We start from the raw sequence: 23318 nt of genomic DNA, 5'->3' as shown, positions 1-23318 counted from the left end.
ATCATTTCTTCTGATTATTTGTCGCTAATGTGGTGGCTGAGAGTGCCTGCCATTGGCTTATCTGTATCTTGAGTCTTAGTTGCTCTCTGGTGAGTGCTAGCAACCTTGGTATCTCAGCGCCGCTTTGCTCTTGCCAGCTATTAAACTCGACCTTCCAAGGTGGTGAGTCTTTTTCTGAAAGCAATACTGTGGGTCTTGATTTTGGATCTCGACTGATAATCTTATCACCTTGGGCTGCTTGGCCTGTTATCCATAGTGGCAAAGCATCGACGGGGATAGACCAGCCTGTGATCTCAGTTAGCAGCTCCTGAGCGTCATGATGCCGATACACTTTTCCATCTACCTCTAACTTAGCGACCCCCTCCTCGGTTGTTAAAGAGAGCAAAGTGGTGCCGAGCATAGTGGTTAACTTAAGCTCGTTAATATCGGCAGTATGAAGCCAGTAGAGGTTGGTACTAAATTTATCATCGGCAGTTCTGACCGCGAGTTTTCCCTGCATCTCCCAAGCCTGAGCTTGTGATACATGATTCACCTGAACCGGGATCAGGTTGTCGGGTGTCTTAGTGGCACAAGCTGACAGTAAAGAGAGGCTTAATATCACCCAGACAAGCTTGGTTTTTGTGAAGTAGCTCAAATTATTCATCTATTGCTGATATTGATGGTTTCATATGATACGAGTGCCTGATGAGAATACAATGGAAATCAGCAAATTTACTGAAATCCTTGCGCTATCAAGCTTGTAAGCTTTTTAAGAGATCTAGCTTCAGCTCTTTTAAAAGGTGACCTTAATTATAAAAACGGATAAGAATTAAGATTATTATTCGGTTTTGTTAAGCATATTCTGTTTTTAGTTCATTCAATTCAGTAGAATGAACGACAATAAATGAGATGCCTAGAGACCAGAACGAGTCAGATGAGCCTTGTAGCAATCGGTATTAATCATAAAACAGCCACGGTCGACCTACGCGAGAAGGTAGCCTTTTCACCAGACAAAATTCATGATGCCATGAAGAGTTTGGCGAAATGTACCAAGACCGGCGAAGCTGTGATCATATCAACCTGTAACCGCACAGAGCTGTACACCAATACTGGTGATGAGGCTGAGGTTATTCGTTGGTTCGAAGAGTATCACCAACTCAGTCACGAAGAGGTGGAGCCCTGCTTGTATAAGTTTGAGGGCCAAGCTGTGGTGAAGCATCTAATGCGAGTCTCTTCGGGCTTGGACTCCTTGATTTTAGGTGAGCCTCAGATCTTGGGGCAAGTGAAGCAGTCTTTTGCTAAAGCGAGAGAGGCGGGTTCAGTTGCTATCACCATGGATCGCCTGTTTCAGAATACATTTTCAGTAGCAAAGAAAGTACGAACAGAAACCGAGATCGGTGCTGCGGCCGTATCTGTTGCCTTTGCTGCTGTGAGTATGGCAAAGCATATTTTCTCCTCAATCAGTTCAACTAAGGTGTTGCTGATAGGTGCCGGAGAGACAATAGAGCTGGTTGCCAGACACTTAAAAGATAATGGTGTGGACTCTATGGTGGTTGCCAACCGTACACTTTCACGTGCCGAAGGCATGTGCGACGAGTTCGGGGCCACTGCAATTACACTTGAACAGATACCAGATTTTCTCCCTAAGGCTGATATCGTGATATCATCCACCGCCAGCCCATTACCTATACTCGGTAAAGGCATGGTAGAAAAAGCGCTTAAGCAGCGTCGTCATCAACCTATGTTGTTGGTAGATATAGCAGTTCCTCGCGATATTGAAGCCGAGGTTGCCGACCTTGACGATGCCTTCCTCTATACAGTGGATGACCTGCAGAGCATCATTGAACAGAATATGGCCTCACGTAGAGAGGCTGCCGAGCAAGCTGAAGTAATTGCTGAAAATGAGTCACATCTTTTCATGGAGTGGGTCAGATCGTTAGAGTCGGTCGACAGTATCCGTGAGTACCGTACCCAAAGTATGGCGATTAAAGATGAGCTAGTGGAGCGTGCGATCAATAAGTTAGCCCAGGGCGGTGATAGTGAACAACTATTACTTGAACTGGCAAATAAGCTAACCAATAAACTGATCCACGCGCCAACACAAGCCTTAACAGCAGCGAGCCGCCAAGGCGATTTGAATAGCATTGGCCAGCTTAGAAGTGCGCTCGGATTAGATAAAAACTAAGGTTAGCGTTTTATAATGAAGGACAGTGTGATTCGCAAGCTTGAAGGCTTGCTTGAGCGTAATGAAGAAGTGCTGGCTCTACTTAGCGATCCGAGTGTTATCGCTGATCAGGAGCGTTTTCGTGCGCTTTCTAAAGAGTACTCTCAGCTTGAAGATGTTGTTAAGAGCTTCACCGCTTTTCAACAAGCGACAGAAGATCTTGAAGCTGCAAAAGAGATGCTTAATGAGGATGACCCTGAGCTAAAAGAGATGGCTCAAGAGGAGATGAAGGAAGCTAAGTCTGTACTAGAAACGCTAGAAGATGAGCTCCAGATCCTGCTGCTTCCTAAAGACCCTAACGATGATAATAATGCCTTTATCGAGATCCGTGCTGGTGCGGGTGGCGATGAAGCGGCTATCTTTGCTGGCGATCTGTTCCGTATGTACAGCAAGTACTCAGAGAGCAATCGTTGGCAGATAGAGGTCATGAACACCAACGAAGGTGAGCATGGCGGATTTAAAGAGGTCATCGCAAAAATTAGTGGTGAAGGTGTTTACGGTAAACTTAAGTTCGAGTCCGGTGGACACCGAGTTCAACGTGTGCCAGAAACAGAATCTCAAGGTCGCGTTCATACTTCAGCCTGTACTGTGATTGTTCTGCCTGAAATTCCAGAAGCAGAAGCGATCGAAATCAATAAGGCCGACCTAAAAGTTGATACCTTCCGCGCATCAGGTGCCGGTGGTCAGCACGTCAACAAAACCGACTCTGCTATTCGTATCACCCATATCCCAACGGGGATTGTTGTTGAATGTCAGGATCAACGCTCTCAGCACAAAAACCGTGCTCAAGCCATGAGCGTGCTTTCTGCTCGAATTCAAGCGGTAGAAGATGAAAAGCGCCGCAGTGAAGAGGAGAGTACTCGCCGTAACTTGGTAAGTAGTGGCGATCGTTCTGAACGTATACGTACCTACAACTTCCCTCAAGGGCGTATGAGTGATCACAGAATTAACCTGACTCTATACCGCTTAAACGAAGTGATGGAAGGCGTGCTAGATGTGATTATTGAGCCATTAATATTAGAAAACCAAGCTGATCTGTTAGCGGCGTTAGCTGAAGACTAACTCGACGAGTCTTGCTAAAAGCTATTTAAATAAGGTTTCAAATTAAGGACAGCCTTTGTACCAAACACTTTCTGAGGCCCTAGCCTGGGCCTCACCTCAGTTGCTTGATGTTTCTGATACACCTAAGCTAGATGCTGAAGTGATGTTGCTGCATATCATACATAAACAGCGAGGTTACCTTTATACATGGCCTGATGAGCGCTTAACATCGGAGCAGATAGATGACTATACCAAGATGGTTGGTAGACGTGTTATCGGCACTCCGATAGCCCACATTGTTGGCGAACGTGAGTTCTGGTCACTGCCATTTATGGTTAATCCGACCACCTTAATCCCAAGACCCGACACTGAAATCTTAGTGGAAACTGCTCTTAACCTGCCATTAGCTGAAAAAGCGAAAGTACTCGACTTAGGCACAGGAACCGGTGCAATAGCCCTGTCTCTGGCTTATGAGAAGCCCAGCTGGCAGATCACTGCAGTCGACAAGATAATCGAAGCTGTAGCCTTAGCAAAAGCTAACCGCTCTCATTTAAAGTTGCCTCAAGTCGATATTATTCAAAGTGATTGGTTTGATTCGGTAAACTGTTACGATTTCAATCTGATTGTCTCCAATCCGCCCTACATAGATGAAGAGGACTCTCATCTTGAAGAGGGGGATGTTAGGTTTGAACCTCACAGTGCCTTAACTGCGCCTGAGCATGGTTTTGCCGATCTCTACCATATTGCCGATTGTGCTCGCGATTATCTTGCACCAGGTGGTTACTTGTTGCTGGAGCATGGCTTTGGTCAGGCGCTACAACTTAGGGATAAGATGATCGAGCTTGGCTATGAGAATGTCGCCACTGTGCGAGATTTTGGTAGTAATGACCGCTGTACCTTGGGGCGTTGGCCAAGATAGTGGGCGCTGGGGCATCGACTGGTTCTGCTTTTTTGAGTTAGGCTGAACAGCCCTGAGTCTGCTTTAAATTAACAGCCCTGAGCGTATTTGAATAAGGTGAATTAGAACGCCATTGGTAGCTCTCATACCAATGGCGTTTTTGTTTGTAGAACGACAAAGCTTGTCAGCCTTCAAATGAAGGCTGATTACATTATCTGATTTATTTCTGGCTGAAGTATTGTTACCGTCATCCTGAACTTGTTTCAGGATCCAGCTTTATGCTATTGGATAGTTTGTTTGAAGGTCATACCTTCATCTTTATCTAACGCCTGCCCGGCGAGGTATGTGTAGATACTTCTGCGAGACGCTGTGAAGCACATCTGACCTACAGGGATAGTAGGAAATGCAGAAAAATGTCTGGAACATTTTCTGCCATGGTCGCTTTACGGTTTCCAATAACTTCCCTGTTAAACAGCCAGTTCGGCGTCCCATCCTCTCGCTCGAAGAGTATCACTTCGCGATACCTCACCCTGAAACCGAAACTCGCAGTTGCATCTACACCAGCTGATTTTAAGCAAGAGTATCTTTTCGATTTTGGCTTATCTGAGTAAACTGCTAACACGTAAAGTTTTGGCTATATAAAAGCTAATATGAAAGGGTTTTGAATTGTCTATAAGTTGTGCCAGTCCTATTTTTTGATGACATAACGCCTCTTTTACAAGAACTGTACATACATACATACAGTTATAACTGATATCGAGATAACTTGCCTAAAAAAGATGCACGAAATGGAGGGGGTACGCATCGATAACTCAAGTAAATATTTTATTCTATTTAATATCAAAGTATTGAGAAAGTGCCAAAAGTGTTATGCGGACCTCATAAACTCCCACGCATCTTTTTATCGGGTGATTTATGGTATTTTTTCTAACTTCTACTAAAAGTAACCCATTTACAACAGTGAGTTACTAGTGTTAGGTTGACAAAAAACAACCAAGCAGACTGGAACATTATCCTGCTGCTAATCAATAAGCTATTATATGAATTATTGGAATTGTCGTGCTCTGTAAAAAGTGTAAATGTAAAATGATACCAGATCTTAGTTCACTGTCTGGATCTCGACATATTATTAAAAAAACTTGCCCAGTATGTAAAAATGAATCTTATGGTACTGAGTATTATGTTTTTTGTTCAATTTTATGGGCAATAATATTATTGGTTATCATTGGAGTAATATTTTTTTAGTAATTCTATAAACAGGGTACATTCATATAACAAACGCATCAAAAATGACGTCAGACGCTTGGCTGGCGCTCATTCTTCGCTAATTATAGCCAAGCATTATTCGCATTTTATACGGGCGTTATATTCTAGGTAATTGAATGAAAAAATTTAAACTTACAATAGCAACTTTAATTATCTTTTCCATTAATGGATGTATGTTGAGTCCTTACAATGAAGCAAATACTATAAGGGGGGTACTGGAGAAAAACTCTGGTAATTTACTTTACCCTAATGATTTATCTGAAGAACCAGTTGAACTAGGCTTGGACTTTACCGTAGGCTATTTAGTAAAACAGTATTATTCAAAAGGTGAAATCGATACCAAAAAAGAATATTACAAACTCTACAAGACCGATAGTTCAGCTAACTACTTTAAGCATCTTGATGAGAATTTCTCTATGTCTGATACTGAAATAAAACTCGTTAACTACACCAGATTTATAAAATATACCAAGTCTGGAGATTTTAGTTCGCATGTATCGCATTTCAAAGAGTGTGAATTTAAATTAGGGAAATGCCAGTATGAAAATTCGACAGGGAAATCTGAGGTAAATACAACTTTTAAAGATGGTGTTTGGATTACAAAATTTAGAGGGTTTGGGGCAAGTGAGCGTACTATGAAACGGATTTATTCTAAAAGTGGAATCTTACTTTTTCGATCCAATCATGGTTATTTTATGGGGAAAGAAACTTATGGAGAAAGAACCGCATTTATACCAAATCCAAGTGTAAAACAACAGGTATCGAATATAACAAGCCTCTAAATTAAGATTCACCAAGGCTGTTATGCCATTTGCTGAGCAAATCGCCAGCACAGTACTAGTGCATTTATGTCCAAAAATAAGTTACAGCCCAAAACCTCAATCGAAAAACAATTATGGACAGGCATAGTTCATTACGTAAATTCCTATCTCCAACTAAGCTTTAGCTATTGCTTCAATAGAAGGTGCTATACCTCGCCCTAGAGGAGTTCAAGTTAGCATTGAAGAAACATCTCACTATCTAGGTTAAATCTCTACCTACTAAATCACTATCTTGGTTGGGTTTAGCTCTCCAGTTCTTCTTATGATCCCCACTCTTTTTGGTGTTAAATAGTGGCATAGGGTTAATGAAGTAAATCATCCGTAGAGTCTGTTTGTGAATAATTATTCAATTCCATCGTGATTTTATCTGTTGACGGCAGTTGTCAGTGGTGTTAACTTTTACTTCGTATCTTATAAATACTATAAATAGTATTTGGTCGATGTGAGTGTAGTATTTATTGCTGTAGATATTAATTTAATAATTAAAACATGAATATACAGAATAAAGAGGCAATTATGTACCAACTGAAAAAGTCAAAATCAGTTTTACTTATGCTTTCCCTAGTAACGGTAGGACTCATTGGCGCAGGTATTAGCGTCGAAGCGGAAGCTAAAGATCGTGCGGCAGGGTTTTATACCCGTGGTGATGTGTCTAAAACGCCTGGCTTACGAAATGGTTATGACGATCCAACCGCTTCAGCTAGCGACCCAACTAAACCAAAGGATTGGGCCAAGAATGTTGACGGTATTGTTGTGCAGTTAGAGTGGGCGGCATTGCAGTCCCAAAAACCTGAAACAGTACCGTCAGGGCAAGATAAACTGAATACTCAGTTGATTGAAGATGCTCTGGCTGATGTCAGAGAGTGGAACGCCGTTCAGGGAAACAACAAGCTTGGGATAAAGCTGAGGGTATTTGCGGGGATCTATACACCTCAATGGGTTAAAGATGAGGTTGGATCATCAACACTGGATTTTAAAGGCAGCAGTTTTGACGGAGAGTTTCCGCATTTTTGGAAATCGGCTTTTAAGACTCGCTATAAACAGTTTCATGGTTTACTGGCCAATAAATATGATTCCGAGCCACTAATTACAGAGGTGGCAATATCAGGGTGCATGATAAAAAATGCCGATATGCACAGGGCTCGCAGCGAATATCAAAATATTAATATCTTGATTGATGCAGGATTAACCTGGCAAAAAGATCAGGATTGTCAAAACTGGCAAATAAATGCGGTTGCTGGGAAATGGGACACTACTTGGGTATCTGTGGCGCGTCCCCATTTTAGGCAGTTCAAAAAGATGGCTTCATCGCCTTCAAAGTCTGACTGGCCCTTGAGTACCGGTGTGATGAAAGAAACCGTTGAGACCTGTCGTAAAGCCGGAAATTGCGTCAGTGGTAATAATAGTCTGGAGCAGGAAGATAAAGATGCTAACGCGTTTAATAATGATCAACATGCGATCTATTATGCAGCGAGTAAGTATCGCGGCACCAGATCTAAGGCCCCGCTGTATTTCCAAACCGATGTGAAGATACAGCAGGGGTCAGGATTGATTCATAACATTATTGGTTGGGGAATCAAAAACAGCCATGTAGAGATGATTGAGCTTCCTACTTTAAAAGCGTTTAAGAAGTATGATGATGCTTACCTTGGCAGCAGTGCGATGCAGAAAAAGCGTACTAAGTTAAAGGAGTAGTCTTTAACTTGGTTTTACTTATTATGTAAATGATAAAGCCCTAGGTTTAGTTTGACTCATTTAGGGCTTTCTTCTTGTAGGTTGCTGTTTTTTTTGTTGGTTTTAAGGTGAAGGTAAATTTTTACTCTTTAAGGTTCTTTACCATAAAGTATTTACAGCCTGTTTTCGGGTAGGCTTTTTGAGTCCATTGGAGGGTATACCCTCTGGTTTCGTAGAAGGGGCGTGCTTGAAAGTTTAGGGTGTCTAAGATTGCGTAGATACAACCTCGTTCGATAGCAATCTTCTCAGCCTCAGCTAATAATTGATCTCCAATGTTTTGCCCCCTGAGTGATTCAGATACCCAGAGATTGTCTATCTGCAACCAGTTACCGAAGGTTCGGGCTGAGAAACCCGCTAATAGTTCCCCTGTTTCACTTTCGAGCTTCAACCCTAAAGGTAAGCGCTCTGAAACTTCCCACTGTTGCCAGTTAAAGTCAGCAATTCTTTGTTCGACTGCATTAGCAAACTCCTTGCTGTCATCGAGTGTAAAGTGGTGTGTAGAGATCTGGGTCATCTGTATTTCCATGTTGAATTATCTTGTGCACAGCATAGACTAGGTTTGACTATGCGATAAGTGCATATTAATCATTAGGAGATGAACAAATTGCATAATAAGTTGAACCGTCTTGATCTAAACCTGCTGAAGTTGTTTTCTGCTTTGTATAGAGAGCGCAATGTTTCAGTGGCGGCAGAATCAATGAATCTTAGCCAATCTGCATTTAGTCACGCTCTGGCAAGGTTAAGAGTGCAACTTGATGATGAGTTATTTATTCGAGGTAGTACTCAGATGGTACCGACACATTATGCCGACAATATTTATCCTCAGGTTACAGAGGCCTTATCTATTTTGGAGGACTGTTTTGCGGCGCGAGCTAAATTTATTCCTGAAGAGAGCAGGCATGAGTTTAATTTTGCGGTGACGGATTTTACTGCGCAGTTGATGAATTCTCGTCTGTTACCTTATCTAAAGTTGCACGCCCCTATGGTGAGAGTAAACTTAATTTCCCGTGGAGAGAAACTCCCCCTAGAGGCATTTGAGAGTGGTGAACTGGATTTTGCTTTAGGTTTTTCACATTTTGATGATGTTCTGCATCCATTAATCAATCAGTGGACATGGTGGGAGGATAGTTACTGCACCATCGCAAGTGATAAGTTTGACAAGATGGATCTTCAAATTTTCCTATCCCATCGGCATATTTTAATCTCCCCCTGGGGGGAGAAGAGTGGGGTAGTGGATGAGCAACTTAAGAAGTTAGGCTTGCAACGAGATATTGCTTTGCAGATACCTAATGTTTTGAACGGACCATTTATGGTTGCTGGATCAGAGCTGTTACTCACTCTCCCTAAGTTTGCAGCACAAACTATGCAAGCTATGCTACCGATAACACTGTTTGAGCCTCCATTTGGAATGCCGAAGTATCAACTGAAATTATTCACTTACAAACCGAGTGAAGATACTCTGGAAAATATTTGGATGAGGGAGTTGTTACTCTCTCTGTTTGTATCTAATTAGTTGACCATATCTATTCTTATTGTGTTCTCTTGAATAAATTCCATTCACTTGCAGAGATTATGACCATGATATTGGTTTAGATTAAGGGGATCGGGTACACTACCGCCTTTGTCAGCAAAGTAAGTATTAAAATGGAAACTTTGAATAACCTGTACCCGGCGATTAAGCACCTTCATTTAACGCTTATAGCGGTAAGTGTGCTGTTTTTTATCGTGCGTTTTGCGCTACATCTTCGTGACTCACCTATCATGCAGAAGAAGCTAGTTAAAATAGCTCCTCATGTTATCGATACTTTTCTACTGCTTTCAGGCCTAACACTTTGCTTCATCATCAAGCAGTATCCGTTTGTGGATCCTTGGCTATCAGAAAAGCTCGGTGCCGTTGTTGCTTACATACTTTTAGCAACAATAGCGTTAAAAGCAGATCGCAATAAGTTGTTCAAAACCTTTGCGGCCTTAGGTGCAATTGCTTGGGTGGTTTATGCCGCTAAGCTTGCCATGTTTAAACAAGCTATGTTGTTGGGATAATGACCACTTTGCCTCTTAAAAATGAGATTGCACTGCCTGAAATGGCATTTGAGATCGGCGCTCATCTCAACTTTTCAAAAGCGGAGTCAGCTAACTGGGCTTGGCTAGAGTTAGCTGGATCTGTGCTTAGTCACTATGTGGTTGACAGGCACGAACGTCTTGCGGGATTACTGCGTTGGTTTTATCAAGATTTAGGATTTTGCATACGCCAGCCCTACTTTAGTGTTGAGGCGGCAGATCTTGGAACCTGCATCAGCAGTCGTCAGGGAAATAGCACCACGTTGGCTACGGTATTGATGCTACTTGCCAAGCAGTTAGATCTAAAGCTGGAACCTTTGTTGCTACCAGGAACAACGGTACTGTGTAGTCGAATCGATGGTGTGGTCAAGTATATCGATCCTATGAACGGTAGCGAGTTAACTCGTCATCAACTGCATGTGTTAGTTCGAGGCGAGCTAGGTAATGGTGTGCCATTCAAGGCAAGTTACCTTAAGCCGGTGAGTTTAAAACGTTTGGTGTCACGTATGATCCATGAGCTTAAAGCGGGTTGTATCGTCTCTCATAAGTTTGAACCAGCGCTGGAGTGTTGTAACTTGTTACTGCAGTGGCACCCAGACGATCTCAATCTTAATCGTGAGCGTGCTTTTATTGCTCAGCAGTTAGGTTGCATCAATGTCGCCGCAGCCGATCTTAAGCACTTCGTCGATAACAGTCCCCATGATCCTGTGATTGAACTGGTGAAGATGCAACTCAAAGAGTTAAGAGAGGAGCAGGAGATCTATCACTAGATTAGTGGGCTTGATGACGGTAGTTCAGAGACTGCCGTCTTAGATTTGTTCGTATAAAAATAAATATAAATAAAATCAACAAATAAAAATTACAATAATAATTATGGATGGGAGATTAGACTAGGATGAGTAGCACTGCATTAGTGACCAACGATGCCACTGGATTAGGAATATTGGCCCTTGTATTGGGCTTTGTATTTTATACTAGCAACAGTAAGCATCCATTTTGGACTAAATTTTATACCTTTATTCCGGCACTTCTAATGTGCTACTTCTTGCCTTCACTGCTCAATACTTTCAATATTATCGATGGTCACACCTCACAGCTCTACTTTGTGGCATCGCGTTATCTGCTGCCTGCATGTTTAGTTTTATTGATCTTAAGTGTCGATCTAAAGGCGATTATGTCTTTGGGGCCTAAGGCGATCATCATGTTCCTGACGGGAACCGTTGGTATCGTGATAGGTGGCCCCATTGCCTTGTTGATTGTGTCGGCTATTCATCCTGAAATTCTCGGGGTGCAGGGACCGGAAGCGGTTTGGCGCGGGATGACCACACTGGCTGGAAGTTGGATCGGTGGCGGCGCTAACCAAGCGGCGATGAAAGAGATCTATGAAGCAGGCGGTGATATCTTCTCTATTATGGTCACTGTGGATGTTATCGTGGCCAATATCTGGATGGCGGTCTTGCTGTTTATGGCATCAAAGGCGAAGCAGATAGATGCTAAGACTGGTGCAGATACTTCAGCACTTGAGGCGCTAAAGGATAAAGTTGAGAAGTACCATGCTGAAAATGCCCGTATACCTAGCCTTAACGATCTGATGATGATAGTGGCGGTAGGTTTTGGTGTCACAGGCCTTGCCCATGTGGTTGCTGACTTCTTAGGCCCATTTTTCGAAGCGAACTACCCTTGGACTCGCGATTATAGCCTTACCTCTAAGTTTTTCTGGTTGATCGTGACAGTGACGACCATAGGCTTAGCGATGTCCTTTAGCCCTGTACGTCACTTAGAGGCTGCTGGTGCATCTAAAGTGGCTTCAGCTTTCCTCTATATTTTGGTCGCTACCATCGGCTTACATATGGATGTCTCTAAGTTATTTGATGCTGAGAATCTGTGGTATTTTGCTATCGGTATTATCTGGATGCTGGTGCACGCAAGTTTTATGCTGATTGTGGCAAAATTGATAAAAGCACCACTGTTTTATATGGCGGTGGGAAGTCAGGCAAATGTGGGCGGCGCGGCATCTGCCCCTGTGGTTGCGGCAGCATTCCATCCTGCATTGGCACCAGTCGGTGTATTGCTGGCTGTATTAGGCTATGCTGTGGGCACCTATATGGCGTGGATATGTGGCCAGATCTTGCAAATAGTGGCAAGCTAGCCTGTTACTCCTGCCTAAAAATTGAATTGATTAACGCCGAGGTATAGCCTTGGCTCTTTTAGAGAGAAGTACTGATGAGTAATAAAACCATAGGTTTAGGTTCAATCGAGATCGCAAACGATAAGCCTTTTGTGCTGTTTGGCGGTATGAACGTGCTTGAGTCCCGTGACTTGGCAATGAAGATTGCAGAAACATATGCCGAAGTCACTCAGAAACTGGGGATCCCTTATGTGTTTAAAGCCTCTTTCGATAAGGCTAATCGCTCTTCAGTCAACTCTTATCGTGGCCCAGGTATGGAGGAGGGGTTAAAGATATTTGAGGAGATCAAATCTACCTTTAACTTACCATTAATTACCGATGTCCATGAGATCCATCAATGTGCACCGGTTGCTGAAGTGGTCGATATTATTCAGTTACCTGCATTTTTAGCACGTCAAACCGATCTCGTGGTTGCTATGGCGAAAACGGGGGCCATCATCAATGTGAAGAAGCCACAGTTCTTAGCGCCTCATGAGATGCGTCATATCATCACTAAGTTCAATGAAGCGGGCAATGATGAGATCATTTTGTGTGAGCGTGGCTCAAGCTTTGGTTACAACAACCTAGTGGTCGACATGCTGGGTATGGATGAGATGAAACAGACTGGTTACCCAGTTATCTTCGATGCGACTCATGCACTGCAACGCCCAGGTGGACGTGCCGATAGTGCTGGTGGTCGTCGTGCACAAGCCACTGAGCTCGCTCGTAGTGGTATGGCGCTAGGGTTAGCAGGCCTATTTATTGAGGCGCACCCAGATCCAGATAACGCTAAGTGTGATGGTCCATGTGCACTTCCTCTGCATCAGTTAGAAGCGTATTTAACTCAGATGAAGGCTGTCGATGACCTAGTTAAGTCATTCGATGCGATTGATACCAGTAAGTAACTTCTGAGTGTGTTAAGCCGTTTTAGGCTTATTAAATAAAATAGAACCCTGCATCATGTCAGGGTTTTATTGTTTTGAGCTATGTAAATTAAGTTTCGATACAGTTTAGACATTTATTCTAGTAAGTTATAAAAAAATACTCACCATTAAGTGATGTCCTCTGTGGATGGCATACTTTAAAAGTGAAAGAGCATAATAAATAGGTTGAATGATGAAAGCAGACAAACAGGTGCTTCCTGATGAAGGGCCACAAGGTATATTAGGCAAAGCGTTAGATGGCATTGAAAGGGTAGGCAATAAGCTTCCCGATCCCGCCATGTTATTTTTAATTTTACTGTTTGCAGTTTGGGGGCTATCGGCTCTGTTATCTGGGGTTAGCTTTGAAGCTATCGATCCCAGAACCCAGATGCCTATTGAGGTGAATAACCTTTTGAGCCCAGAAGCCTTAACCGGCTTCTTAACCAGTATGGTGAAAACCTTTACCGCCTTCGCGCCGCTAGGGGTGGTATTGGTGGCTATGTTGGGGGTTGGGGTCGCTGAGCACTCCGGATTTATTAACACTGCGCTAAAACGTATGTTAAGAATTACCCCTGCTAAATTGTTAACTCCGGCCGTGGTTTTGGTGGGAATTATCTCTCATACTGCAACCGATGCTGGTTACGTGGTGGTTATTCCTCTTGCTGGTGTGATCTTCTTTACCGTAGGGCGTCATCCATTAGCGGGTATTGCAGCAGCGTTTGCTGGTGTCTCTGGTGGTTTTTGTGCCAACTTTATTCCTTCAGGTATTGACCCATTACTGCAGAGTTTTACACAAGCTGCTGCGCAAATCGTTGATCCTAACATTGAAGTTAACCCTCTAAATAACTGGTTCTTCGCCGCATCCTCCTGTATCCCTATTACGCTGGTTATCTGGTATCTAACAGATAAAGTTCTAGAGCCACGCCTAAATCGTACTCATAAGGTTAATCGTGAAGAGGTGGATCTTCCCGCGATGGAAGAGGAGAAGCCACTCGAGATTAAAGCGTTCCGTGTGGCAACCTTAGTGATGCTAGTGGCAATTGTCGCTTTCTTCTCGTTAACTGTGCCTGAAACTTCAACGCTACGTGACGCTGATGGTTCCTTAACTAGCTTTAAAGCGCCTTTGATGCAGTCAATTGTACCGCTGATCTTCATCTTCTTTATGCTTCCAGGTTTAGTATACGGCTATATGACTGGGGCCTTTAAAAGCTCTGCTGATGTTGTGCAGGCGATGTCTAAGTCCATGAGCGGCATGTCTCACTACATAGTGATGGCGTTCTTTTGTGCCCAGTTTGTGGCGGCGTTTTCTCACTCCAACCTTGGGGCATTAATTGCAGTTGAGGGCGCGGGAGCGCTTAAGGCGATGAACCTGTCGGCTGAAGTGACTGTGATTGGTATGATCTTCTTGGTGGGGTTCGTGAACTTGTTCGTGGGGTCTTCATCGGCTAAATGGGCATTAATCGGACCTGTTCTAGTGCCTATGCTGATGCAGTTAAATATTAGTCCAGATCTGTCTCAGGCCGCTTATCGAGTCGGGGATTCGAGCTCTAATATCATCACGCCTCTGATGCCATATTTCCCCTTAGTGGTGGTCTACTGTCAACGCTATGTGAAAAATATAGGCATTGGAACTCTGATCTCCATGATGTTACCGTTCAGCCTCTGTCTATTAGCGATCTGGAGTGCTTGGTTGCTCCTGTATTGGTCACTCGGGATCCCATTAGGTTTAGGTGCTAGCTACACCTATTAACCTTAAATAGCGACGCCTGTTAATTTCAAGCCCCGACATCATGTTGGGGCTTTTTATTGTGACTTGGCATTCATATCATTGATAGTGAGTATTTAATACCAATCAGTATAAGAAAGTGATCTACTCAGAGTTTTTTGGCAAACTAATTCAAGGCGAATGAATGACAGAATGGTTATTCCCTTGGCAAAATCAATAACGCAGAATAAAGAGCATTAAAACCCATCAACGAAGGCTTTGTGCAAGCCAACTTCGTTGTTGCATTGACTTTAAAGGGGGCCTTTCTGTGCAAATGCGTCTAGACGTGAACTCGCACAACGCCTCTGAAACGAGCATTTCTAGGTAGTTTGAGTATATGTGGATCTTTTTTACCTTGTTAGCAGCCTTTATGCAGGCGTGGCGTAATGCATTTCAGAGTCAACTTAGCAAAGAGGTGAGTGTTGCTGGCGTGACTTTAGCGCGCTTTATCTGGGCTTGGCCGATTGCAGGGGGTTATCTCATTGGGCTATACCTGTGGCAGTCAGTGGCATTACCGACTTTCACTGTCGAGTTTGTTCTCTACATTTTCGGTGCGTCAGTGATGCAGATCTTAGCGACAGCTCTGTTGGTTAAGCTTTTCAAGTTGAAGAACTTTGCTGTGGGGGCAGGCTTGGCTAAGAGTGAGGCTCTGGTGGCTGCGGTACTTGGATTGTGTATTTTCGGAACTCAACTCTCTGTGCTCGGCTGGATAGGTGTGTCGATTGGTGGCGTGGCGGTGTTTATGATGAGCAGCCGCCAAGGCTTAAGGGATATCTCCTTACCTACGGCGCTGATAGGCCTGACATGCGGCAGCACATTTGCGTTAACTTCACTCTGGGTTCGTGAGGCGAGTTTGAGTTTAAGCTTACCTTTTCCCCATAGAGCGGCTTGGGTATTACTCTTAGTTATCTCACTTCAAACCTTGATACTACTGGGCTACATTATAGTGAAAGAGAGGGCCACATTAGTGGCACTTTGGCAGCGTCCTAGGCAGACGATACTTATCAGCACAACTAGCTGCTTGGGCTCTGTAGGCTGGTTCAGTGCCATGTCTTTACAGGCGGTTCCCTATGTTAAAACATTAGGTCAGGTGGAGGTGTTCTTTACTCTGTTTATCGCCATGTTTTGGCTTAAGGAGCGAGTCAAAATTAAGGATATGTTGGCTTTAATCTTGATTGCCCTCGCTGCCATTTTAGTGATGTGGAGTTAGTGGCTGATCTTGAGGTGGCTTAGGTATAGTTACAGTCTTGGAAAATTATCGGTGACACTTTTGTGCGATGGCGAAGGCGAGTTGTGTACAAACAACCCCTAAGCTTGCACCCGCTAATAGATCCCCTAAGTAATGATAATTTTGAGATAACTGACCGATAAATACCCCTAACATACAGACTGCCCAAAATAGGCGGTAACGGGGAAGGTGAAACCAGAACGTGCTGGCTAGTGCAAAAGTGAAGAGGGCATGTCCCGATGGAAAGGAGTTATAGGCTATTCCCTCTGCAAACGGGTGAAAAGCCTCTATGCGATCACTTATCCAGGAGGGATTATTATCAACCCAAGTCTCTGGCCAAGTCCTACCAAACAGCGCCTTTGCGCCGAAACGTATTAGCGTAGCTAAGAGCAGAGTAAAAATCAGATGAATGACTAAAGCTGATAGTTTGGTTCTAAGTTTTGGGGCTAAGCAGCCTAGTAAGGCGATGGCGGCTAATGTTTCGAGTAGAGCTGGAATATTACTGAGTAACTTAGTGAATGAGTTCGCAAACTCATGCTGATGGATAAAATCTGCCAGATGGCGATCGATAAAGAGTATGCTCAGTAGCGTCATACAAAGCATCACTGCGTAGAAGATGATATTGTTTTTAAGAGAGAACAGAGGGTGGGGAGCTTGAGTCGAAGGCATGAGTATCACTCGAAATACAAATTTAGTGGCGCCTAATCTACCCTTTTTTGGATATAAAATCATTATAAGGATAAATGCATGCTAAGTGCGGCATGCATCTACCCTTCAGCTATCTTGAATTTAACGCCTTAAACTGTCAATTAAGTAGCTTAAGCTTGCTGATTGCTCGCTCTCTACGCTGCTAGCTTCAAGGGCTCTGCCTTGAGCTGAGTCGATAACAAATTTAGGCGCGGTGAGCCAACCTCTTTGCACTAACTCATCGATAAGATCGAGATACTCTGCACTGGTTTTTCCTACCATAAGATTGGTTAAATCACGTTCAGCAGATAACTGTTTGATGTTAACAAAGCCACTGAGATAGAGGTGATCTTTGGTTAAACCACCGCCACGATAGACCCGAGTTGTGGTCACGAAGGCATCGTCTCTATTCATCTCCAGTTCATCGGTTAAATAGCTATAAGTGTGATAGAAGTTCTGCTCATTTAACATGGAGTCAACGGCCAGTACGCGGTAAGCGAGGGTGTTGAGTCTGCCATGGGCCATGTAACCTGCATTGTACTCAGCCATTATCGCCAAGCCTTCCTGAGTTTGGGTTGCACCAGGTAAGCCTAATCTCACTGCTTTTAGTGCTTGCTGGCGAGAGTTTAATGTCGTCGCCATATGAACGCCCAGTTCATGGTGGTTAAGCCTTTGAACCTCCGCATAGCTAAATTGAGCGTGTGTGTTCACTTTAAGTTGAGGCGGGGCTGAGCTGACCATAGCTCGTGCCAGAATCGCCGTACTTAAGTTGACCTTACACTTCATCCCCCAATCACTTGCCTGCTTTTTCATCAGCTCACAGGCACTTTTAGCGTCCATGAGCTCGCCACTGTTCTCCGCTATCTCTTTTGCGTACAGAAGAAATTTAGCGTTGTTGATCGACAGTGCATCGGGCCTGCCGTAGTGGCGTAGAGAGTTATATAAAAACGCCTCTTGGCCGACGGTAGATAGCAGATCGACCTGCTCACTCAAGGAGTGGATCATATCTGAGTAGAGCTGTTTCATCGCAGGGTCTGAGATGGTTTCGATTGGGATGCGATAGAGCTTTTGCTTAAACGCATTGGCATCGATAGGTAGCTGACGATAATGAAAGTTTGGTGTAAATCGACTCGGAGCACGCTCAAAACGACGGCGCTCAGCTGTGATATTCACGGGGTTTACATATTTTAGAATGCCAACTCTCTGTGCCAACTTATAGATAGCGGCATCGACATTGAGCACGGCGGGCTCAATGGCCGAGCTCAACATATCGGCACTGCGTACTCGGTTCTTAAGGTTTATTCTGCGCTGGAAGAAGGCGCTGGTTTCACTTAATGCTTGTTTTAACCCTAACTTCAATGAATCAAGGACCAGAGGGAACTGATCACCATTTTGATCATCGATATAGACTTTTCTCACCTGAATCGGCAGCACTAAAGTGCGATCAAAATGTGAGTTAGTGTAAGTAGTTAGGTAGCCGCTTCCTCGGTGAATTAGGTCGAGATCCGCACTCGACTCCGTATTCGGCACTGTGACTTGTTTTAGCTCACTACGGCATTTATTGACGACTGACTGCCATCTAGTTAGGTCGATTTGAGTCGTTGTAATATCAAATAGCGGGCTTGATGCATCGGAGTCGTTCGGCGTATAGGCCTTTAAGTCAAACACAATCACTTTACCGAACTGTGACTCTAGTTTGGTAATAAGAGCTTTGTAGATTTGAAAGAACTCATCGTGTTTGGCATGGCTTATTGAGCGCTGTTTAGTGCTCATCGGCTTATCCCAAAGCTTCTGTTTCATGCTTAACTTATAGGATGTCGACAGGGCTTTAGGGCAATCGAGATCATACTCAAGTCTGGAGTCTAGAGCGACTAAAGTGATGGGTTGCGAAGCGATCAGATCATCTGTGAGTCTGGCTTCATGTGGAGCACGCTCCTCATCTGTGAGCTGGCAGTGTTTTAGTAGCTCATCTCTTAGATGGTTACCTGCATGGATAGCACTACAAACAACAGGGAGGTACTCCTCAATCTTGATTAAGCAGCCTGAGGTGGAGAGTTTTCCTGAGAAAACCTCTCCTTTTTTGATAAAGGTTAAAACCTCTTCAAGGCTATATATTTGCATCTAGCTGGCCTGCCTCCTCAAATTTCATGCTTGCGGCTGGCATTATCTCACTTGGAACCTTGTAGGAGTGGGTACTGTTTAAGCTGTGAAAACGTCTAGGTTCCCGAGTCAGCTTCATGTATTTAATCCACACCAGCTCTATTTTTGTTTTTGCTTTATGGGGCTGAGTCAAGGTGCGTACAAAATGCTCCTCCTCAATCGTTTCAGGTGAGAGTAGCCCTGACTCTAGACCAAGCAAGGTGTCACCATAAAGACTAAGCAGTTCAGATTCGGCTAGCGTAAAGTCACCAGACTTTCTAAAACCTCGTGGAAAATTGATGTTATCGATGAAACATTTTTGACCAAAACGAAATGAATCTTCAGACATTCTAAACCCCAAAAAATAGTGGTAATTAACTGGATTGCATAAGTTAGATGACTCAAGAAATTAGGGGGTTTACCCTTAAAAGAGAAACAATATATTTTTGTCGTCACCATAACAGATTGTTGTTATTCTCAAGCCGTCTCCAACTGGAGTCGATATTAGAGATAGCGATGGACGTTAAAGTATTTAAAACCTTCTTAGAGGTGGCGAAAACTCGCCATTTTGGTCGGGCTGCTGAGAACCTATACATCACTCAAGCAGCCGTGAGTGCTAGGATCAAGCAGCTTGAGTCATTCTTCGATCAAGTGTTGTTTATTCGAGATAGAAATAGCATCAAGTTGACGACATCGGGAGAGAGGTTAATCGCCTACGCTGAAGTGATGGTGACCACGCTAGCCCAGGCTAAGAATGAGTTATCCCTTGCGGACAATCGAAGCCTGCAATTGACCATGGCAGGTACCCCCAACATTTGGGATGCGTATCTGCAAGAGTGTTTGAATGAAGTGACAGAGGTGTTTAGTGGTTATGGTTTTCAAGCCGAAGCCCTAAGTCGTGAGCAACTAAATCGGCAGTTACTGGAACGCACTTTAGATATGGCGTTTGCGTTCGAGCCACTAAAAAGTGATGAACTCGTTAGCCAGAAAGTGGCAGATATTAAGCTTGAGTTAGTATCTACTTCTCACTGCTCTGTGGATGAAGCATTGTCTCAGCGCTATGTGTATGTTGACTGGGGAACTCGATTCTCATCTGAGCATACTGAGCGTCACAGCCAGATGCCTGCGCCTTACTTAAGAACATCAACGGGGCGCATTGCGCTAGAGTTTATTCTTAAAAAGGGGGGAGCTGCCTATCTGCCAACGTCCATTTCAGCCCCTTACTTGCAAGATAATAGGTTGCATCTTGTTAAGGGAGCTGAGCCGTGGGATAGGCCCGTTTATCTAAGTTACAGGCGAGATACTTTACTGCTTGATGCTATTGAAAAAATTGAGAATTTGATGAAGAAAAGTATCAACTAGATAGGTCAACTTGAACGAAAACCGGCTTGTTCGCCGGTTTTAAGCATTAGTAGCCTTAAGGCAAGATGTAGAGTCTGTTAAGGATTAGTCTGCGTTGACAACAGGCACACTAATGGTTCGCTCAACAAATTGAGTTTCAATCAGCTCAATCGCTTCATCAAGGATCTCTTTTGATGCTTTATAAGCAGACTCAGAGTCTCTGGATTTAATGGTATCAAGAATATGCTGATGCTTAAGAACATCGGCTCCATGGACACCTTTAATCTTATTGGTATAGCGAATACTCACTCTTAACGCTGTAGCAATAAAGTTAGTTAGCTGATAAAAAAATCGATTGCAGCTGGCTTCAAGAATCGAAGTGTGAAATGCGATGTCGGCCTCTAGCGGATCATCTAAACCATTATCGGCGTCACGCATACGATTGAGTGCATCTTCAATATTTCTTAATTGTTCAGCATTGGCATGAACTGCCGCTAAAGCACAGGCCTGTGGCTCAATAGCAACTCGCATCTGAGTGAACTCATGGAGCAGTTGAATCGATGGTTTACTACTTAATATCCAGCTTAATACATCAGTATCAAATAGATTCCAGTTGTGTTCAGGCATAACCCGAATGCCTTGCTTAGGGCGTGAGGTGATAAGGCCTTTAGCGGAAAGCATTTTGACAGCCTCACGTGTAGCACTGCGGCTGACATTGTATAAAGAGCAGATATCAGCTTCTGAAGGGAGGCCACCGCCTACAGCATAGTTCCCCTTAACAACCTCCATTCCGAGATCATGAGTCAGCTGATGGGTTAAATTGTGTTTCTCACGAAAATTCATAAGGTTTCTTATTTATCATTTAAATAATTGTTTTATCTAGGGAGTATATTCTGCAACCCAGATAGTAATACTCCCATCCTACCTTAGATACAGCTATCTGGAAAACAAGTAAATTCAATTTCATTGGCAAAAAAGCGCATTCTAAACATTAAATCAGCCAGATTTATCATTCAGTTGACACTGTTTTAATATCGTATTAATGTGATAATTAAGGCGGTAACGTTAATCTGACGCAAGCTGTAATGTAAATTTTTCTTTGCTGAGAACCACAGTGGTTTGGTTTATAAGGGGGGAATGTCAGAGGTTTACACCGTTTAGGTGGAAAGTTTTTAGTGGGAGAGGTTAAAGATGGTTTTATCCAACATAGATTAATAGGCTATGTTGTGTAAATGTAAACTATAGAGTTCTTGTTTGTTATAGGCCGTCTATCAGGAGTAAATTTATGACCATCTCACAGCTAGATTATCGTCTTGGAGGACGCGGGGTATTTATTACCGGCGGTGCCAGCGGTATAGGAGCTGCATTAGTCAGAGCATTTGTGGAGCAGGGGGCAAATGTCACCTTTGTAGATACAAATCATGATGCCGGGGAAGCGTTACTACAAGGTTTGGATATTAATCAAGGCCAACAGGTTGCTTTCCATCTGCTGGATGTCACAGACACTAAACAGTTGCAACAGATGATCACCGAGCAAGATAAAAAGCTTGGTCAGTTAGATATATTAATTAATAACGTAGGTAATGATAGTCGACACGATGCTGATGGAGTTGATGAACATGAATGGAAACGGTGCATGGCTATCAATCTGGATTCTGCTTTTTTTGCCTCACAGGCCGCTTATCTGGTCATGAAGCCGCGTAAACAGGGGGTCATTATCAATTTTAGCTCCAATATGGCTTATATCGGAGAGCGCAATATGGCGGGTTATATCACTGCGAAAGCGGGTATTGCTGGCATGACAAAGGCGCTGGCAAAAGATTATGGTGAGAGTCGAGTAAGAGTCAATGCCATCGTGCCCGGTTGGGTGGCCACACAGAGGCAACTAGAGCAGTGGTTATCACCGGAGCAAGAACAACAGTTGATGGAAAAGGTGGCGATACAGAAACGGATCACCCCTGAAGATATTGCTAAACTAGCACTGTTTTTAACCTCTGAAGATAGCGAGTTGATTACGGGCCAGTGCATGGTTATTGATGGCGGTAGAGTATAAGTGCGCCATCAAGCTGATGTGATTGTGGTTGACTGGGGAGCCAGCTTTCTCAGAGCGTATCTCTGTTTTGATAATGGTGGTGAGCTTGAGATTATTGAGCAGGTATCGGGCCCTGGTGCAGCCAAAGTTAGTCAGCAGTTTGAAGCGGTATTAAACAGCGTCATTGGTCGCTGGAGTGCTCAATATGGCGCCTTACCTGTACTGATGTCTGGTCATATCGGCTCCAGTCTAGGTTGGCATGAAACCCCCTATGTATCGTGTCCTGTCTCCCCTCTTGAAGTGACCAAAGAGCTATTCGAGTTTGAGTCAAACGGCCATTCAATATTTGTGGTTCCGGGGGTTAGTTGTGAAGAGCCTGACGGCCATGCTGATGTGATGCGTGGTGAGGAGACCCATGTGTTGGGCTGGTTGACAATGGATGAGTCTCATCGGCGTGGTAAGCATCTACTGTGTTTACCTGGTACTCACACCAAATGGGTGCTAGTGGAAGAGGGAAAAATAAAGGTATTTAAAACTGCCATCACAGGTGAATTATTCGATCTACTTTGCCACCACAGTGTGCTTATCCAACAGCAAGGGTCAGAAATTGATATTAGGGCTTTTGAGCAAGGCGCTAAGTTAACTCTTGAGAGTGAGTTGGGCCAGTTTGTTCATGGACTATTCAGCGTCCGCACTTTGCAAGTACAAGGCAAGCTTGATGCTGAGCATGCCAAATCCTATCTATCAGGCCTGTTAATTGGCAGCGACGTTCGCGCAGCTTTGATGGCGCCCCAGTGGCGGATCGATGAGCTTACCTCGATCAGTTTGATCGGCAGTCACCCCCTATGTGAGTTATTTAGCCAAACCTTGAAGATGAAAGGTATTACTGTTCGCTCAACACAGGAGAAAGAGACCTGCCTGAGAGGTTTCTGTGCCATCTATCAGAAAGTGTTTAAGAGTGTGGCCTGAAATATGGCAGAAACAGGTTAAAATAGGAGGATTCAATTGACGCTAT

At 43.7% G+C, this 23318-nt stretch carries 22 protein-coding genes; 16 read left to right on the top strand and 6 right to left on the bottom strand.

All coding sequences use genetic code 11. From position 1 onward, the window contains the following. Window position 1: 1 nt before the first annotated feature. Window positions 2-643 carry a lipoprotein insertase outer membrane protein LolB gene (gene lolB, locus K0625_RS20520; protein WP_220111363.1) on the bottom strand — a complete coding sequence of 214 codons (642 nt, stop codon included), beginning with the start codon at window positions 641-643 and terminating at the stop codon, window positions 2-4. Between the two features lie 270 nt (window positions 644-913). Between lolB and hemA the strand changes: the two genes are divergently transcribed. The 6 genes from hemA (at window position 914) to K0625_RS20490 (ending at window position 7924) form a co-directional block, all read left to right on the top strand. Continuing rightward, window positions 914-2164, top strand: coding sequence for a glutamyl-tRNA reductase (gene hemA, locus K0625_RS20515; protein ID WP_220111362.1), 1251 nt, complete (start codon window positions 914-916; stop codon window positions 2162-2164). Window positions 2165-2179: 15 nt separating this feature from the next. Continuing rightward, window positions 2180-3265 (top strand): peptide chain release factor 1, encoded by a 1086-nt coding sequence (prfA, locus tag K0625_RS20510; protein WP_012326277.1) that lies wholly within the window; start codon window positions 2180-2182, stop codon window positions 3263-3265. Window positions 3266-3320: 55 nt separating this feature from the next. Beyond that, window positions 3321-4163, top strand: a complete 843-nt coding sequence (prmC, locus tag K0625_RS20505) for a peptide chain release factor N(5)-glutamine methyltransferase (protein ID WP_220111361.1) — start codon at window positions 3321-3323, stop codon at window positions 4161-4163. Window positions 4164-4545: 382 nt separating this feature from the next. Beyond that, window positions 4546-4710 carry a hypothetical protein gene (locus K0625_RS20500; RefSeq protein WP_220111360.1) on the top strand — a complete coding sequence of 55 codons (165 nt, stop codon included), beginning with the start codon at window positions 4546-4548 and terminating at the stop codon, window positions 4708-4710. 814 nt (window positions 4711-5524) lie between these two features. Beyond that, on the top strand, window positions 5525-6190 hold the full coding sequence (locus K0625_RS20495; protein WP_220111359.1) for a hypothetical protein: 666 nt from the start codon (window positions 5525-5527) through the stop codon (window positions 6188-6190). Window positions 6191-6745: 555 nt separating this feature from the next. Next, window positions 6746-7924 carry a hypothetical protein gene (locus K0625_RS20490; RefSeq protein ID WP_220111358.1) on the top strand — a complete coding sequence of 393 codons (1179 nt, stop codon included), beginning with the start codon at window positions 6746-6748 and terminating at the stop codon, window positions 7922-7924. Between the two features lie 121 nt (window positions 7925-8045). Here the strand turns inward: K0625_RS20490 and K0625_RS20485 are convergent, their stop codons facing one another. Further along, on the bottom strand, window positions 8046-8477 hold the full coding sequence (locus K0625_RS20485) for a GNAT family N-acetyltransferase (RefSeq protein ID WP_220111357.1): 432 nt from the start codon (window positions 8475-8477) through the stop codon (window positions 8046-8048). 81 nt (window positions 8478-8558) lie between these two features. Between K0625_RS20485 and K0625_RS20480 the strand changes: the two genes are divergently transcribed. The 7 genes from K0625_RS20480 (at window position 8559) to K0625_RS20450 (ending at window position 16086) form a co-directional block, all read left to right on the top strand. Then, a complete protein-coding gene (locus tag K0625_RS20480; protein ID WP_220111356.1) occupies window positions 8559-9476 on the top strand; it encodes a LysR family transcriptional regulator in 918 nt (305 codons plus the stop codon). A 131-nt stretch (window positions 9477-9607) separates the two neighbouring features. Further along, on the top strand, window positions 9608-10003 hold the full coding sequence (locus K0625_RS20475) for a SirB2 family protein (protein ID WP_220111355.1): 396 nt from the start codon (window positions 9608-9610) through the stop codon (window positions 10001-10003). After that, window positions 10003-10791, top strand: coding sequence for a transglutaminase family protein (locus K0625_RS20470; RefSeq protein WP_065188128.1), 789 nt, complete (start codon window positions 10003-10005; stop codon window positions 10789-10791). Before K0625_RS20475 ends, K0625_RS20470 begins: the two co-directional genes overlap by 1 nt. A gap of 125 nt (window positions 10792-10916) precedes the next feature. Then, the gene (locus tag K0625_RS20465; RefSeq protein ID WP_220111354.1) at window positions 10917-12170 is read left to right on the top strand and encodes a DUF819 family protein; all 1254 of its coding nucleotides are present in this window, start codon (window positions 10917-10919) and stop codon (window positions 12168-12170) included. Between the two features lie 74 nt (window positions 12171-12244). Continuing rightward, on the top strand, window positions 12245-13093 hold the full coding sequence (gene kdsA / locus K0625_RS20460; protein ID WP_220111353.1) for a 3-deoxy-8-phosphooctulonate synthase: 849 nt from the start codon (window positions 12245-12247) through the stop codon (window positions 13091-13093). Between the two features lie 211 nt (window positions 13094-13304). Then, on the top strand, window positions 13305-14861 hold the full coding sequence (locus tag K0625_RS20455) for an AbgT family transporter (protein WP_220111387.1): 1557 nt from the start codon (window positions 13305-13307) through the stop codon (window positions 14859-14861). Between the two features lie 352 nt (window positions 14862-15213). Continuing rightward, entirely contained in the window at window positions 15214-16086 is an 873-nt protein-coding gene (locus K0625_RS20450; RefSeq protein WP_220111352.1) for a DMT family transporter, read from the top strand. A gap of 45 nt (window positions 16087-16131) precedes the next feature. On the opposite strand, the gene K0625_RS20445 is transcribed toward K0625_RS20450, so the two are convergent. The 3 genes from K0625_RS20445 to K0625_RS20435 form a co-directional block, all read right to left on the bottom strand. Further along, a complete protein-coding gene (locus K0625_RS20445) occupies window positions 16132-16773 on the bottom strand; it encodes a phosphatase PAP2 family protein (protein WP_220111351.1) in 642 nt (213 codons plus the stop codon). Between the two features lie 120 nt (window positions 16774-16893). Next, window positions 16894-18912 carry a flavohemoglobin expression-modulating QEGLA motif protein gene (locus K0625_RS20440; protein ID WP_220111350.1) on the bottom strand — a complete coding sequence of 673 codons (2019 nt, stop codon included), beginning with the start codon at window positions 18910-18912 and terminating at the stop codon, window positions 16894-16896. Further along, window positions 18899-19279 carry a MaoP family protein gene (locus tag K0625_RS20435; RefSeq protein ID WP_220111349.1) on the bottom strand — a complete coding sequence of 127 codons (381 nt, stop codon included), beginning with the start codon at window positions 19277-19279 and terminating at the stop codon, window positions 18899-18901. Before K0625_RS20435 ends, K0625_RS20440 begins: the two co-directional genes overlap by 14 nt. Window positions 19280-19446: 167 nt before the next feature. On the opposite strand from K0625_RS20435, the gene K0625_RS20430 reads away from it, so the two are divergent. Further along, complete coding sequence (locus tag K0625_RS20430; RefSeq protein WP_220111348.1) at window positions 19447-20292, top strand: LysR family transcriptional regulator; 846 nt, start codon at window positions 19447-19449, stop codon at window positions 20290-20292. A gap of 84 nt (window positions 20293-20376) precedes the next feature. On the opposite strand, the gene K0625_RS20425 is transcribed toward K0625_RS20430, so the two are convergent. Next, window positions 20377-21114: a FadR/GntR family transcriptional regulator gene (locus K0625_RS20425; protein WP_012326262.1), complete on the bottom strand. Its 738-nt coding sequence runs from the start codon at window positions 21112-21114 to the stop codon at window positions 20377-20379. A gap of 442 nt (window positions 21115-21556) precedes the next feature. On the opposite strand from K0625_RS20425, the gene K0625_RS20420 reads away from it, so the two are divergent. Continuing rightward, window positions 21557-22324: an SDR family NAD(P)-dependent oxidoreductase gene (locus K0625_RS20420; RefSeq protein WP_220111347.1), complete on the top strand. Its 768-nt coding sequence runs from the start codon at window positions 21557-21559 to the stop codon at window positions 22322-22324. Next, entirely contained in the window at window positions 22325-23272 is a 948-nt protein-coding gene (locus K0625_RS20415) for a 2-dehydro-3-deoxygalactonokinase (protein WP_220111346.1), read from the top strand. It begins immediately after the preceding gene. Window positions 23273-23318: the final 46 nt, after the last annotated feature.

The organism is Shewanella nanhaiensis (assembly GCF_019457885.1).
GTDB lineage: Bacteria > Pseudomonadota > Gammaproteobacteria > Enterobacterales > Shewanellaceae > Shewanella > Shewanella nanhaiensis.
This window is presented reverse-complemented; position numbering and strand designations above follow the sequence as displayed.